Genomic DNA, 13,756 nt, shown 5'->3' on the forward strand with positions numbered 1-13,756 from the left:
GTCAACGCCCGCCGAGCGCGTCCAGGTAGACCCAGGCTCCCCCATGGCGCAGGAAACGGCTGTTCTCGTGGATCTCGCCGTCCCGCCCGCCCTCCCGGTAACGGGCCCGGAACTCGACGGTGCCCTCGTCGTGGAAGGGGGTGCCCTCCGTGCTCCCCAGGATCTCCAGCCCCCTCCACACGGTGTCGGCGTCCACCCCCACGTCACGGGGACGGGTGTCGGGGTGCCAGGAACGCGACAGGTACTCCTCGTCGCCGACCACGAAGGCGCTGTAGCGCGAACGCATCAGGTCCTCGGCCGTGGCCGCCTTGGACTCGCCCGAATGCAGGCGACCGCAACAGAGCGCGTAGGTACGCGACCTGCCGCAGGGGCAGGGGGAGTCGGCGGGAAGGGACTGTCGGAGACGGGAACCGTGCTTGGCCATGTCCCCATTCTGGCCTCCCCCGGCCACCACCCGTCCCGGTCGAGGGGAACCGGGCCGGGCTTCGTGGTCAGTCGTCGTCCCGGTCGGGACGACGCGGGGTCGAGGGCGGCCGGCGGGGCGGTGGTCCGTCGTCGGGTGCAGGGCGCGGACGTGGGATCGGGAGGGGTTCACCGTTTCTCTGTGGGTCATCCATGTGCATCCACCACGTGGTAGTACCCGGTACCGAGCACACGACAAAACCCCCGAGGTCCGGGTTCCCGTCCCGCCCCTCCTCGGGCCGTCACGGGGCCCTCCCCTCAGCCGGTGAGGTTCCACCCGCCGAGGACCGGACGTCCGTGTTCGGTGCCCAGCACCCCCAGCGCCCCGGTCTCCATGCGGAACAGGGCCCCGCGGCCGGGAGGGAGACCCAGACGGCGCGCGGTCAGGACCCGCAGGACGTGGCCGTGGGCGACCAGCGCCACGTCCCCCTCCTCCAGAACCGGAACGACCCGCTCCAGGACCCGATCGACCCGCTCGGCCACCTGCTCGGGGACCTCCCCCGGATGGTCGATGTCTCCGGGCGGGACCCCGTCGGTCCACAGATCCCACTCGGGACGCCCCTCGTGGATCTCGGCGGAGGTGATGCCCTCATAGGCCCCGTAGTCCCATTCGACCAGGTCGGGCAGGACGACGGGACCCTCCAACCCGGCGAGTTCGGCGGTGCGGACGGCCCGTGCCAGCGGGCTGGTCGCCACCAGGGCGAACCGCCTCCGCGCCAACGGCGCACGCAACGAGGCCGCCTGCCGCTCCCCCTCCTCCGTCAACGGCACGTCGGTCAGCCCGGTGTGCCGTCCCGTCCTGCTCCATTCGGTCTGCCCATGCCTGACCAGCACCAGTTCCCCCATGCCGACCGTGATGCCCCGCCCTCCCCCACATCAACCCCTCCGGGGCATGGAAGACCACGGAGCCCGGATCACACCGTTCCGGGTCGGAGGAAGGGCGGGCTGAGCAGCCGCGCCGGACCTCTTCGGTACAGGACGGCGGGGCGCCCCGTGGCCTGAGGGCGCTGTTCTCCGGTGTCCACCACGAAGCCCTCGGACCTGGTGACCTTGCGCCGGAAGTTGCTGGCGTCGAGGGAACGCCCCCACAGCACCTCGTAGACCTCCCTCAGATCTCCGAGGGTGAAGGGTTCGGGACAGAAGGCCGCCGCCACGGTGGTGTACTCCAACCGTTCCCGTACCCGTTCCAGGGCGTCGTCGAGTACGCGCGCGTGGTCGAAGGCCAGGGTGTCGGGGGAGGCGAGCAGTTCCGCCACCGGGGCCCAATAGGCGTGCGCGGCGTCCGTCCCCCCTTTCGGCACCGGAAGGTCGGGGCCCAACGCGAGGTAGGCGATGGTGACCACCCTTCCTCGAGGATCACGGCCGGGGTCTCCGTAGGCCCCCAACTGCTCGAGGTGGAGGCGGGTCCCGTCGATGTCCGTCTCCTCCCGGAGTTCACGCAGCGCCCCCTCGCCCAGGGTCTCGTCGGACCGCACTCGTCCACCGGGCAGGGCCGCCCTCCCCTTGAAGGGTTCCGCGCCCCTCTCCACCAACAGGACCGTGGCCTCTCCTTCACGGATCGTGAGGATCACCAGGTCCACGGTCACCAGGGACAACTCCACCCCGACGGACCTCTTCAAGCGGTCGTCCACCGCATCCCCCTAAAGGTCATCTTGACTTTAACTCGATCGACCACTTATGGTCTCGTTGACCTTAACCCCCTTCGAGACAGGGAACGGTATGCCCACCCTCCTCGCGCCCCCGGATCGGCGAACCTCCGAATCCGGTCCCTTCAACACCACACGGCACTTGTGCGCCGGTGTCCACGTCGACGAGGGTTTTCGCGATCTCGTCATCCGGGAGGTCTGCACGGCCCCACGTCGGCGGGTGGCCCCCTCCTACGGGTTCGACCTCGTACCCGTCATGCACCACGCCTGGCTGGCCGCCCATCTGACCGCGTTCCTGAGGCTGTCCCTGCTGAGCTCGGTCGCGGTGCCGTTCCTGTTCGGACATACGGTGACGACCGCGCTGATGGTGGGCGGATTCTTCCTCCTCCACCTCCTGGACCGCGCAGTCGCCCTTTCGGCGAAGATCTCCCGGGCCGAGGACCCGCTGACGCCCCGTCGAGGGAAGAAGCGTCGATTCCACCGCCGACGCACCCTGCGTCTCCCCTCGACCGGGGACTGGAGGGTCCGAGAGGAGACCCTCAAGCTCAAACGCGTCGGGATCGCGGCGCTCATCATCGCCTTCCTCATGCTCGGCCTGGGCTTCGGTTCACCCGCGCAGGCGATCCTCGCGGGCCGATGGGGCTGCGCCGTCCTCGTGGTGACGGTCCTCGTCGGGATCGTCCGCCAGATATGGCTCAACGGGATCCAACGGAAGGAGGCCCTCCGGCCGAAGAGGCTCTCCTCCCGCGCCACGATCGTGGCCGAACAACAGGACCACCCCTGTGTCGTCTATCGCCGCCCCGAGCACAAGGGGAAGGAGGACGAGGAGAGCTCCGTCTTCACGCTCTTCGGCGACGAATCACCCTTCATCGGTGCGGGCGAGCTCATCCACCAGTGGAACCCGCCCATGACCATCCAGCTCCTGCGGCCCGGAAGCGACGACCAGCCCCTCTCCCTACGAGAGCACCGCTATCCGCCCTTCAAACCCCACGAGCTGGTGGACCACCTGCGCGAGGCCGTCGACCAGCTCCGTGGGGACGACGAGGACGTCCGCCTCCCCGTGAACGCCCGAGACCGGGTGTACGTGGCCGATTCGGATCTCTCCGACGACCGCGCCCTGCTCAAAGGGAAGATCGACAAGGCGTCGATGCGTCGGATCATCGACTCCCAGGACCCGAACCTGTACCACTTCCTCGAGGTGAGCGTTCCCGACGCGGGGACCGAACTCATGGCCACGGTCCTCCTCCAGGTCGGCCTCCGAGGTCGCACGCTCAGCCTGGTCTTCGCCGCCTGCGCGCTGACACGGACACCGGACCACTTCCGCAAGGGCGGCGAGTACGGCCAGAGCGGAAAACGCGCCGTCCTCTCGGCCGCCTTCGGCTCCCTGACCCGTCTGCCCCGCGAGGTCACGCGCCTCCCGCGGATCGTCTCCTATCCCTGGCATCTGGCCAGGCGGCTCGTCACTCGCCGACCGGACCCGACCCTGACCCCCACCCGGAACGTCTCCATCGCCAGTCGTCTCAGCATTCGCGAGGAGAAGGCCCAGGAGTGGAACAAGGTCCAGCTCGACAAGATCCGTCTCCTCGGCCACATGAAGAACATCGAGCGGCGACTGCTCAAGGCCACCAGTGACTTCCTGTGCTCCCGAGGCGTCGACATCTCGGAGTTCGACGACCGCGCGACGCAGATCATCAACAGCGGAATTCTCAACCTCGGCGGCAACAACAACCTGAGCAACAACGCCGTCGGCGACGGCGCCCACGCCGAGAACCACGCCCCTCAACAGAACAACGGACCCCGACAGAACGGAAACGCGGCATGATCCCGAACCACCTTCCGAGCACCAACAGCGGCATCGTCAATCTCGGCGGGAACAACCACATGAACAACAACGCCGTCGGCGACGGCGCCCACGTCGACAACCGACGGGTCGCCCCCACCCCTTCGGCACCGGCCGAGGGCATCGAGAACCCGAAGGGATCACGGCACGCCGACGTCGGCGTCGTCACGATCCTGCCGGAGGAGATGCGCGCGGTGGTCGACCGTTTCGGCCTGAAACGAAGCGAACGACGCGACGGCCTCTTCTTCAACACCGGCACGGTGGAGACGGAGAGCGGGCCGCTCTCCGTCGTGGCCGCCCGCACCCACAGCCCCGGGCAACGATCGACGATGTCCACCCTGGACCACCTGCGCCACCACTACTCCCCCCGCCTGTGGCTCCTGGTCGGGATCGGTGGCGGACTCGACCCGGTCGACGCCCGGGTCGGCAACGTGATCGTCTCCACCCGGATCGTGTACTACGACTCCCGCAAGATCAAGGCCGACGACGTACAGCGTCGAGGGGAGGAACGGGAGACCCCCGCGCGCATGGTCCACGCGGTCAACGCCTACTTCACCGACCACGGCTCCCCCGCCGGCATCCGGGGCCAGATCGACGGCCACCGCAAGCGGACCTTCGAGGTACTCCACGGTCTCGTCGGATCGGGCGAGGCCGTGATCGCCGACCGCAACGCCGACGAGCGTCGCTACCTGAAGCACTACAACGACAAGGTGTTGGCGGTCGACATGGAGTCCGGCGGTCTGAGCCAGTACTGGCAGGAGAACTCGGTGAGCTCCTCCCCCAACCCGGGCTGGGTGGTGGTACGGGGGATCTCCGACAACGCCGACCAGGAGAAGAACGACGACCACCACGAGCTGGCCGCGTTCAACGCCGCGCACGTCGCCCGGGAACTGCTCCCCTACCTGTGCTGACCGGGCCTCCACGATGACACTCCCTTGATGGAGGGGATCACATGACCGCCTTCGGCCTCGGTGTACTCAGCTCGCTCCTCGCCACCGCCCTCGTATGCGCGCTCGGCTGGGCCCGCGCCTCCCGCCCCCGGTGGTGGGCGATCTCCCTGCTCGCGCGCCTCACGGGTACCGGTGTCCACCGCGTGTACCGCGAACAGCGTCTCGCCGAGGCCGATCTGGCGGAGGACCTGGCCCGGGCCCGCAGGGTCAAGGTCCTGACAGGGCGGGGCAACACGCTCACCCGTGACGTGTTCGCCCCGCTCTGGTCCGCCGGGGCCGCGCGCCCCGTCCCCGTACAGCTGCTGTTGCCCGACCCCGACACCTGCTCCGGCCACTGGTTACGGCAACGCGCCGAAGCCCTGAGCACCACCGATCCGGGGGTGACCGAGCACCTGTTGCGCGATCAGATCGGCGCCAACATCGACTATCTGGACGAGGTGGGAAGGAAACGGCCGAACATGGAGCTGCGTCTGTTCGACCTTCCCCACTCCCACCGGATCGTCCTCACCGATCAGGCCGCCTACCTGACCTTCTACTCACGACACGACCACGGCAGGAACTCCCCCTGCCTCTACCTTCGTGCCCCCGGTCTCCTCTACGACGTCGTGTCGGAGCTCTTCTCCGCCATCTGGGCCGGCGTTCCGCCCCGCCCCGGCCCTCCGGAAATCGACTGAATCCGGCCTGTGGACAACCCGATCCGGTCCGCTTCGGCGGCGCAGACTGGGAACATGCTCTCCGCCGCAGCGCACACGCTGCTCCGCACCCTCCTCCGCGACGTGCCCGGCCGACACCATCTCCTCACCCTGAACACCGGTCATACGATGACCACCACCATCGAACGGCGAGGCCGGACCTTCGACGTCCAACGGCCCGAGGTCGTGGAACGTCTCCATCTGGCCCTGCTCCGCGGGGCTCCGGCCGGCCTGGTCGTGCGCACCCTCGTCGACGCCCTCCCCCGCTCGAACGGTGAGAGGCGCTCCCCCACCCGGCTCGTCCGAGGTTGGCGGGTGGACCGTTCCGGGCTGATCCCCCTGGACGAGGCCCAGATGTTCGACGCCCACTGCACCGACGCGGTCTCCGGCGAACCCGTCCCGCCCGAACCCGGGGTGGAGTACACCGGCGCCCCCTCCGTCGACCTGTCACCCCTCCTCGGACGGTGAGAGGACCGTGACCTCTACGAACGGACGAGACTCTGTCGCAGGAGCATCGTGGTCGTCTCCTGGAGAACACCGCGTTGCAGCGGCGACAGACAGACCCGCGGCAGCTCGGGATGTCGGCCCGGATCAGGGCAGACGAAGAGGGCCAGGACCCGCATGACCAGAAGGAGTTCCTCCGGGGGACGCAGCCCCAGAAGTTCCACCACGCAACGCCACACCGCCTCCAGGGCGGTGTCGGCGATCGCCTCCTGCGCCGCGCCCCAACCCGGTGGCGTCCGTTCCTTCACAAGCTCGCGGGCGTACACGGGCACCTTGTCGATCGCCCGCCCCCACCGGTCGGCGGCTTCCACGAGCACGGTCAGCAGGGAACACCAGAAATGTCCGGGCAGAACCCGCGAGATGTCCGCCGTCTCGGGGCGGGTGACCGAGCGACGACGCGCCTCCGCTCGGACGTGGACGAAGGCGTGCGTATTGAGTCGGAGGCCGAGCTCTCTGATCCGTGCCACCGTGGCGGGGCGGGCGGCCAGGTGGCCTGCGATGTCGATCCTGGCCATCGTGGTGGCCGAGTGGAGCATCCCCTCGGTCGGCGAGGCCAGTCGTCGACGGCGCTCCCGTTCCTCGGTGCCCACCTCGCGACACCATTCCCGGTAAGCCTGTTCATAACGTCTCGCGCGCTCTTCCGGGTACTCGTTCGCCAGATCCAGGTGGCCCGGCCACCCGTGCAGGCTGCCTCCGCAACCCGAACACGAGCAGCCGGGGTTCCTGGCGTTCGCACAGGCCTGGTTATGCGCCACAGGGCCTCCGGGGGTCGATGACCCGAGGGGGACGGGCCGCCACCACTGTGGCCCACGAGATCGGAACGCGGTATCACCTCACGGGTGACTCTCCCTCCACCCCCGTGTCACACGCCCCTGCCCCCGCCGGCCCCGGTCACGAAGATCGCCCCGAGCAAGGGGCCCGCGCCTCCGTTCTCCGCAGGAGAGGGCCAGGCGCCCTTTTCCGCATGATCACGTTTTCCGAGACCGGTTCCCCTACGATCACGCGTGGTACCCCCGAACCCTCAGGAGAACGAGTGCCGACCGACCGCACTTCGCGCACAAGGTGGCTGTCCCTCTCATTGGCCGCTATGGCCCTGCTGACCGCTTCCGCTTGTACTTCCGTGGGGCCCGAGGCGAGAACCGGAACGGAAACCGCGGCCCCGGGGATGGAGGCCCTAGAATTCGATGAATTCCTTCCGGCGTTGGATTTCGACCAGAGCGGCGCCCCCCATGTCCTGAGCGGACAAGGCGGACTTTCCTCTATCGACATCCTCGGGCCCATCGTCGTCCATGCGAGCGAGCAGGGCCTGCGTGCTCACAACGTCGTGGACGACACCCCCATGTGGATCACGACCACCGAGCACGGTGGAACCACCCCGCGTTCGGTTCGAACCGTGGAACACTCGGACACCGTTCTGGCGATCGCAACCTTCGAGACAAGGATTCCCGGAGAGGGTACGAGCCGAGACCGTCTCATGTCCGAGGTGCTCGCCGTGGACCTCTTCGAAGGCGAGACGCTCTGGCACATCGTCGCCGAGGCCGAGGGAGGCTTTTCGGGAAGGATCATCGGAGCGGCGAACGACTCAGTGATTCTGAGCGACCAAGGGGCGCACTCCCTCGTTCTGAAGGATGGAAGCCACTCATGGTCGGAACCGCACGTAACACCGCGCTTCGTTGATGAGAGTGGTGTGCTCGTAGCGACCTCGGAGGATTCCGACACCGATCTCTACGATGTCCATCGTCTGCACGGAATCGACGTCGACACCGGCGAGAGGCTTTGGGAGACCTGGGAGGAAGGTGATCACGCCACTCACTCCCAAGCGGCCAGGAACGAGTACTCCGACCTCTTGGACACGGACCCCGATCCGGGAGAGATGGTCATGGCCCATGGATCGCTCAATGGATACCAGGTGCAGAGCGTACGTTCCGCGGGCCCCGGGCGCTTCTATGCCATCGCCTCCTACAGCAGGAACCCCTGGGACCGGGACACCCGTGGAGGAACGATCGCGCTCTTCGATACGGCCACCGGAATCGCGGACTTCAGCATCAATCACGACCCTCTCACCGCGGATTCGGCGCCCCGTCTCGGTTGGGGTGAGGCGACGTGTGGTTTCGACGGAACGAGGAATGTGACGTGCTGGGCGGAGGACCCCGGTCTCACCCTGGTCAACATCGATGCCGTCGAAGGAGAGGTGCTCTGGGTCGAATGGTTCTCGCACGACTCGGAGCGCCGCCCCATCAAACCGGTGAGCACGAACAACGGTGTTCTCTACGCGACGATCACGGATCTGGAAGCCTGGGAGAAGCCGATCATTCTCGATCTCGAGGACGGGTCGGACCTGGTCTTGAACCCGGGAGCCGCACCTGTCATGACCAATGGCTCGATCGCGATCGAGCCGGCCGAAGGGCGTGAGGGATTCCATGCCTACCCGGTGACGGGTTGATCCGAGGTCCCTGGAACAGTTCGGGATCGGTGCCGGGGTGACGGGCGGGCTCAGGCGGAGATCAGGGCGGCGGGGGTCGGCGCGCTCTCCCGGAGTTCGTCGGGCACCGTCAGGTACCAGGCCTCCAGGGTGAGCTCGCCGAGTTCGTCCAGTTCGATGCCGTCGAGGTGGACCACCACCCAGCCGAACTCGCCGGTGGTGAACTGGACCTCGAAGACGTCGGGGCGTTCGGCGACCAGGGCGGCCTGCTCCCACAGGGGTTGTTTGAGGCCCACGGTGGCGGTGTCGGGCCACAGGTAGCCGAAGGGCCTGCCCCGCACCCTGAAAGTGGTGTACCGCTCCGAGTCCTGGTGCGTGCTCTCCGGGAGCGCGTCGACCAATCTGAGGAACCGCTCGATCTCGACAGCCATGGGAAGAGACAACCACACCCCACCGACACGACGCCCCGGGGGCGATGCCGTCGGTGGGGGCGAAGGTCAGCCCAGGGTCGCGACCACGGCCCGGCCGCCGTCCCAGCGGGCGACGAGTCGCGTGGGGACCTCGGTCGCCCGATCCAGGACGTGGGGGATGTCGACGCGTCCCTCGCCGGAGGTCCGACCGTCGGTCTCCCTGGAGATCAGGACCGTCTGTTCCCTGGTCCCGAGTTCGCGGTCTCCGTCCCGGATCTCCAGTGCGGCCTGTTCCTGCGCTCCCTCCAGGGCTCGGCGGAAGCAGGCGACGGCGGTCTCGTCGCCGGTGCCGTCGTAGACCCAGCGTTCTCCGAGGACGGAGTGGTCCATGGTGCCGACCAGGTGTTCCTCGGCGCCGCTGAGAGGGGCGCCGCGGTAGGTCAGCGGCACGTGGAGCAGTCGTTCGCCACGTCGGACCAGGAAGTTCTCGATTCCGACCTCGCCTTCGGGGTCGTCGAACCGGTAGGAGCCGAGGATCTCGGTGGGGCCGTCTCCGGCCCATGACCGGCCGTCGAGCCATGCACCGATCAGGGTCGGTTTGTCCGGGTCGAGTACGGCCTTGTAGATGATCGCCATGCGCACCAGTATCCGACATCCGATTCCCGGGGCGCGAGGGGGACGTCCCGGGGGTCGTGGGAGGGGTCGAAGCGTGGATGAATTCCCCCCGAACACCGCGTGTTCCTCCGTGCGCAAGGGCGGCGGATCGAACGGACGGCCACTGGTGGATTTCGCGTTATCACAGTTCAGAGCCGGGTTCTGGGATTCTGGAAATTCTTTGCCCTAAACCCTTCGGGTACTGCTTCGAAGGCTCTCTTGCGATTCTCGGGACAGTTCCCGACCTTCCCGGTGCCGTTCACGACCCGGAGGGGCGGGACGTGTGGGGCCTCCCTCGTTTCGGGGCCCCTCGGGCCTCGACTTCGGCGGGGCCCGTCCGGTCCGTTGAGCCTCGAGTGTCTCCGGCAGATTCCCGTGTTGGTACCCCCGTCACTCGTTGACGGGGGTCGGCGGTCCGCCCGGGATCCGGCACAGGCCCCGGGCGGAAGGTCAACGACCGGGTCTTCTGGGTTTCACGGGTACTCCCTGGTCAGTGGTGGGTGCAGTAGGGGGGCCTACGCCATCGGGGGACGTGACCGCGGGGTGTGCGCCTCCGCTCGCCCGAGCATGTGGCGGCGGCCGTGATCCGGGGTGGTGGCCCGGTGGCCGTGCAGTTGACGAGTCGCTCGACGAACACCCCCGAGGTGGAGAGCAGGGCGAGTACGAGGAACCCGGAGCAGGGGACCACGAGACGGTGTCGCTCGGTCATACGACCACCCTGACAGGCGCATCGTGATGGGTCCATGACTTTCGGTGATGACCGCCGGCCGCTTGAGGACAGGGCCACTCGGTGTGGGTCCCGGGTTCGCGGGGAAACCTCTCCTCGCCGACCGGAGGTTTCGCGGCTTCGGGACGGTTTCGTCCCGAAGCGCGGCGCGGGCGGGTCAGGTGAACAGTTCCAACAGGACGATCACCAGTCCGATGACGAGCATCGAGATCAGCAGGAAGTAACAGCCGACGTTGCCGGTGGGGCCGGGGTCGCGGGTGGGTCCCCGCCGGATGTCGTTCCTTCCCTTACCGGGCTTGCGCTTCTTCTTACGGGCGGCCACGCGTATCCGTCCTCGTGTTCGGGGGATGTGGAAGGCAGAGCCTGCCACGCCCTCCGACGGCCCGGCAACCCCGGAGGCTCAGGGGGCGGGGGTCTCCTCCCGGTCTCCTTCGGCCGCCGGGGGACGGCGGGCCCAGAAGGTGGCCACGGCGGCCCCGGAGAGGTTGTGCCAGACCGAGAACAGCGCTCCGGGCAGGGCGGCGAGCGGCTCGAAGTGCGCGGTGGCCAGGCTCGCGGCCAGCCCCGAGTTCTGCATGCCGACCTCGACGCTCAGGGCGCGACGGCCGGTCTCGGGCAGGCGCCCGGCCAGACCCACCAGGTAGCCCAGGGCCAGGCCGAGGGTGTTGTGCGCGATCACGGCCAGCCCCAGGAGGAGACCGGTGGTCATGACGGCGTCGGCGTTGGCGCCGACCACCCCGGTGACGACCAGCACGATGCCGAGCACCGAGACCAGGGGCAGTACGGGCAGGATCCCGGCCACCAGGCGTCCGGCGAAGGTGCGCAGCAGGAGACCGCCCACGACCGGTAGCAGCACGACCTGGAGGATGGACAGGAACATGTCCCCGGCGGAGACGTCCAGGGTCGAGCCGGCCAGGGCCAGGACCAGCAGCGGGGTGATGAACGGTGCCAACAGAGTGGAGATGGAGGTCATCGCCACGGACAGGGCGACGTCTCCCCTGGCCAAATACACGATGACATTCGACGAGGTACCCCCTGGCGAGGCGCCCACCAGGATCATGCCGACCACCAGCAGGGGCGGCAACCCGAACGCGTGGGCGATGCCCCATCCCAGCAGCGGCATGATCGTGTACTGGGCGAGGACGCCGAGCAGGACGGCGCCCGGGTGACGGGCCACGATCCGGAAGTCCGCCGGGCGCATGCTCAGGCCCATGCCGAACATGATGACGCCGAGCAGCAGGGATACGTGCGGGGTGATCTGCGCCGCCTGGGAGGGCAGCGCGAGCCCGACGAGCGCCCCCGCCAGGACCAGGACCGCGAACCATCGACCGACGAAGTCGGCGACCTGCTTGATGACCGTCATCGTGTACTTCTTCCGCATCCCGCCCGGTGAGGAAGGTCGATTCCGGGCGAACGGCACGTTACCCCCTGGTCACGGCGGTCCCGCCACCGGGGCCGTCCTTGTCTTCCGTCTCCGACCGTCGAACGGGAAAAGCCGTTGCCCCGCGGCCCCCTCGCATGGAAATCTTCCCGGGCACGGAAGACCGTGCGAGGTCATGAGGAGGGGTACGGTCGTGGGCCATATCGACGTCGACCGGGTCACCTACACGCTCCCGGACGGGAGAGTGCTGCTGGACGAGGTGTCGTTCAAGGTCGGCGAGGGGTCCAGGACCGCACTCGTCGGCGCGAACGGTTCCGGTAAGAGCACACTGTTGCGGCTGATCCGGGGAGAGGCGAGGGCCGGCTCCGGAGCCGTGACCGTGACCGGCGAGCTCGGGGTGATGCCGCAGTTCGTGGGGCACGTGCGGGACGCGACCACCGTGCACGAACTGCTGGTGTCGGTCTCCTCGCCGTCGGTGCGCCGGACCCACGCGGAGCTGGAGCGGGCCGAGGAGGCGATGATGGTCTCCGAGGACGAGCGGACCCAGATGCGCTACGCCGAGGCGATCACCCGCTACGCCGACGCGGGAGGCTATGACGCCGAGGTGGTGTGGGACCAGTGCTGTGAGGCGGCGCTCGGGGTCTCGTACATGGGCTGCCGGTGGCGTGAGGTGCGCACCCTGTCCGGGGGCGAGCAGAAGCGTCTGGTCGTCGAGGCGCTGTTGCGCGGGCCGGCACCGGTGCTGTTGTTGGACGAGCCCGACAACTATCTGGACGTTCCCGGGAAGCGGTGGCTGGAGGAGGCACTGCTCTCCTCCCCCAAGACGTTGTTGTTCGTCTCGCACGATCGTGAGCTGCTCGGTCGGGTCCCCGATCGGATCGTCACGGTCGAGACGGGCCCGGCGGGTAACGGCGCGTGGGTGCACGGAGGTTCCTTCGACACCTACCACGAGGCCCGGCGGGAGAGGTTCGCCCGGTTGGAGGAGCTGCGTCGCCGTTGGGACGAGGAGCACGCCAAGCTCCGGGACCTGGTGGCCATGTACAAGCAGAAGGCGTCCTACAACTCGGACATGGCCACCCGCTATCAGTCCGCGCGCACCCGCCTGCGACGTTTCGAGGAGGTGGGGCCGCCCGAAGGCCCTCCTCGGGAGCAGAACCTGCGGATGCGGTTGCGCGGGGGACGGACCGGCAAACGGGCCCTGGTGTGCGAGGGGCTGGAGCTGACCGGGCTGATGCGCCCCTTCGATCTGGAGGTCTGGTACGGCGACCGGATCGGTGTCCTGGGGTCCAACGGTTCCGGTAAGTCGCACTTCCTGCGGTTGCTCGCCCGGGGCGGGGACGATCCGGCGTCCTCGGAGGTCCCGGAGGAGGAGCGCGAGCGGGTGGAGCCGGTGGCGCACACCGGGCGGGCCCGTCTGGGCGCCCGGGTGCTGCCGGGGTGGTTCGCCCAGACCCACGAGCATCCGGAGTTCGTCGGACGCACGCTCCTGGACATCCTGCACAACGGGGCGGGGACCCGTAAGGGGGTGCCCCGCGACGAGGCGGGCCGTGCCCTGGACCGCTATGAACTGGCGCTCTGCGCCGAGCAGACCTTCGACACGCTCTCGGGCGGTCAGCAGGCCCGCTTCCAGGTGCTGTTGCTGGAGTTGTCGGGGGCGACGATGCTGCTGTTGGACGAGCCCACCGACAACCTGGACGTGGTGTCGGCCGAGGCGTTGGAGTCGGCGTTGGACGCCTACAAGGGGACGGTCCTGGCGGTCACGCACGACCGTTGGTTCGCCCGGGGCTTCGACCGGTTCGTGGTGTTCGGCGCGGATGGTCGCGTGTACGAGTCGGACGAGCCGGTGTGGGACGAGTCCAGGGTCGCGCGGGCCCGGTAGGGAAGCCCGTCGAGGCGGGCGTCGAAAGCGGTCTTCGTCACGTTACGGGGCCGGTCGCGGGGTAAGCCGCGGCCGGCCCCGTCGTCGTCTCAGGGGAGTCCGGAGAGGCCGGAGTCCCCCGGTGGAGGGCGATGTGAAGCGTGTGCGGACCGCGGCGGAGGCCATGCGCACGCCCCGGGACGGATACGG

General features: G+C 68.5%; 15 protein-coding genes. 6 read left to right on the forward strand and 9 right to left on the reverse strand.

Translation table 11 applies throughout. The annotated features are described in order from the left end of the window. Window position 1: 1 nt before the first annotated feature. From U9J66_RS24665 to U9J66_RS24675, 3 genes are all read right to left on the reverse strand, one after another. Complete coding sequence (locus U9J66_RS24665; protein ID WP_014913446.1) at window positions 2-424, reverse strand: YchJ family protein; 423 nt, start codon at window positions 422-424, stop codon at window positions 2-4. Window positions 425-720: 296 nt separating this feature from the next. Further along, on the reverse strand, window positions 721-1,308 hold the full coding sequence (locus tag U9J66_RS24670; RefSeq protein ID WP_326338908.1) for a histidine phosphatase family protein: 588 nt from the start codon (window positions 1,306-1,308) through the stop codon (window positions 721-723). A 68-nt stretch (window positions 1,309-1,376) separates the two neighbouring features. Continuing rightward, window positions 1,377-2,093 carry an NUDIX hydrolase gene (locus U9J66_RS24675; RefSeq protein ID WP_041562049.1) on the reverse strand — a complete coding sequence of 239 codons (717 nt, stop codon included), beginning with the start codon at window positions 2,091-2,093 and terminating at the stop codon, window positions 1,377-1,379. 88 nt (window positions 2,094-2,181) lie between these two features. Here U9J66_RS24675 and U9J66_RS24680 point away from each other — a divergent pair, with 88 nt between their 5' ends. From U9J66_RS24680 to U9J66_RS24695, 4 genes are read left to right on the forward strand one after another with little or no spacing between them, the layout of a single operon-like run. After that, window positions 2,182-3,930, forward strand: a complete 1,749-nt coding sequence (locus U9J66_RS24680; protein ID WP_326338909.1) for a hypothetical protein — start codon at window positions 2,182-2,184, stop codon at window positions 3,928-3,930. Then, window positions 3,927-4,859 carry a 5'-methylthioadenosine/S-adenosylhomocysteine nucleosidase family protein gene (locus tag U9J66_RS24685; protein ID WP_161110034.1) on the forward strand — a complete coding sequence of 311 codons (933 nt, stop codon included), beginning with the start codon at window positions 3,927-3,929 and terminating at the stop codon, window positions 4,857-4,859. The genes U9J66_RS24680 and U9J66_RS24685 overlap by 4 nt, the downstream gene beginning before the upstream one ends. 41 nt (window positions 4,860-4,900) lie before the next feature. Beyond that, window positions 4,901-5,572, forward strand: a complete 672-nt coding sequence (locus U9J66_RS24690) for a hypothetical protein (RefSeq protein ID WP_014909315.1) — start codon at window positions 4,901-4,903, stop codon at window positions 5,570-5,572. 54 nt (window positions 5,573-5,626) lie between these two features. Continuing rightward, window positions 5,627-6,058 carry a hypothetical protein gene (locus U9J66_RS24695; RefSeq protein WP_161110036.1) on the forward strand — a complete coding sequence of 144 codons (432 nt, stop codon included), beginning with the start codon at window positions 5,627-5,629 and terminating at the stop codon, window positions 6,056-6,058. A 14-nt stretch (window positions 6,059-6,072) separates the two neighbouring features. Here U9J66_RS24695 and U9J66_RS24700 read toward each other — a convergent pair whose 3' ends face one another. Further along, window positions 6,073-6,684: a hypothetical protein gene (locus U9J66_RS24700; protein WP_161110037.1), complete on the reverse strand. Its 612-nt coding sequence runs from the start codon at window positions 6,682-6,684 to the stop codon at window positions 6,073-6,075. A gap of 497 nt (window positions 6,685-7,181) precedes the next feature. Here U9J66_RS24700 and U9J66_RS24705 point away from each other — a divergent pair, with 497 nt between their 5' ends. After that, complete coding sequence (locus tag U9J66_RS24705; RefSeq protein ID WP_159068784.1) at window positions 7,182-8,537, forward strand: outer membrane protein assembly factor BamB family protein; 1,356 nt, start codon at window positions 7,182-7,184, stop codon at window positions 8,535-8,537. 50 nt (window positions 8,538-8,587) lie between these two features. Here U9J66_RS24705 and U9J66_RS24710 read toward each other — a convergent pair whose 3' ends face one another. The 5 genes from U9J66_RS24710 to U9J66_RS24730 form a co-directional block, all read right to left on the reverse strand. Next, complete coding sequence (locus U9J66_RS24710) at window positions 8,588-8,947, reverse strand: MmcQ/YjbR family DNA-binding protein (protein ID WP_014911566.1); 360 nt, start codon at window positions 8,945-8,947, stop codon at window positions 8,588-8,590. A 66-nt stretch (window positions 8,948-9,013) separates the two neighbouring features. Further along, complete coding sequence (locus tag U9J66_RS24715) at window positions 9,014-9,562, reverse strand: maltokinase N-terminal cap-like domain-containing protein (protein WP_326338911.1); 549 nt, start codon at window positions 9,560-9,562, stop codon at window positions 9,014-9,016. Between the two features lie 508 nt (window positions 9,563-10,070). Continuing rightward, entirely contained in the window at window positions 10,071-10,289 is a 219-nt protein-coding gene (locus U9J66_RS24720) for a hypothetical protein (protein WP_152472941.1), read from the reverse strand. A 175-nt stretch (window positions 10,290-10,464) separates the two neighbouring features. After that, a complete protein-coding gene (locus U9J66_RS24725) occupies window positions 10,465-10,629 on the reverse strand; it encodes a hypothetical protein (protein WP_014908821.1) in 165 nt (54 codons plus the stop codon). 78 nt (window positions 10,630-10,707) lie between these two features. Beyond that, complete coding sequence (locus tag U9J66_RS24730) at window positions 10,708-11,670, reverse strand: bile acid:sodium symporter family protein (protein WP_161110038.1); 963 nt, start codon at window positions 11,668-11,670, stop codon at window positions 10,708-10,710. Between the two features lie 211 nt (window positions 11,671-11,881). On the opposite strand from U9J66_RS24730, the gene U9J66_RS24735 reads away from it, so the two are divergent. Continuing rightward, window positions 11,882-13,567 carry an ABC-F family ATP-binding cassette domain-containing protein gene (locus U9J66_RS24735; protein ID WP_326338926.1) on the forward strand — a complete coding sequence of 562 codons (1,686 nt, stop codon included), beginning with the start codon at window positions 11,882-11,884 and terminating at the stop codon, window positions 13,565-13,567. The last annotated feature ends 189 nt before the right edge of the window (window positions 13,568-13,756 follow it).

This window comes from Nocardiopsis sp. LDBS1602 (assembly GCF_035818715.1).
Classification (GTDB): domain Bacteria; phylum Actinomycetota; class Actinomycetes; order Streptosporangiales; family Streptosporangiaceae; genus Nocardiopsis; species Nocardiopsis alba.

Bases quoted from the DNA above. Each gene is read 5' to 3' on its own strand.
- U9J66_RS24730 (WP_161110038.1), bottom strand. From the start codon at position 11,670: ATGACGGTCATCAAGCAGGTCGCCGACTTCGTCGGTCGATGGTTCGCG.
- U9J66_RS24685 (WP_161110034.1), top strand. From the start codon at position 3,927: ATGATCCCGAACCACCTTCCGAGCACCAACAGCGGCATCGTCAATCTC.
- U9J66_RS24720 (WP_152472941.1), bottom strand. From the start codon at position 10,289: ATGACCGAGCGACACCGTCTCGTGGTCCCCTGCTCCGGGTTCCTCGTA.
- U9J66_RS24680 (WP_326338909.1), top strand. From the start codon at position 2,182: ATGCCCACCCTCCTCGCGCCCCCGGATCGGCGAACCTCCGAATCCGGT.
- U9J66_RS24715 (WP_326338911.1), bottom strand. From the start codon at position 9,562: ATGGCGATCATCTACAAGGCCGTACTCGACCCGGACAAACCGACCCTG.
- U9J66_RS24665 (WP_014913446.1), bottom strand. From the start codon at position 424: ATGGCCAAGCACGGTTCCCGTCTCCGACAGTCCCTTCCCGCCGACTCC.
- U9J66_RS24690 (WP_014909315.1), top strand. From the start codon at position 4,901: ATGACCGCCTTCGGCCTCGGTGTACTCAGCTCGCTCCTCGCCACCGCC.
- U9J66_RS24695 (WP_161110036.1), top strand. From the start codon at position 5,627: ATGCTCTCCGCCGCAGCGCACACGCTGCTCCGCACCCTCCTCCGCGAC.
- U9J66_RS24710 (WP_014911566.1), bottom strand. From the start codon at position 8,947: ATGGCTGTCGAGATCGAGCGGTTCCTCAGATTGGTCGACGCGCTCCCG.
- U9J66_RS24705 (WP_159068784.1), top strand. From the start codon at position 7,182: ATGGCCCTGCTGACCGCTTCCGCTTGTACTTCCGTGGGGCCCGAGGCG.
- U9J66_RS24670 (WP_326338908.1), bottom strand. From the start codon at position 1,308: ATGGGGGAACTGGTGCTGGTCAGGCATGGGCAGACCGAATGGAGCAGG.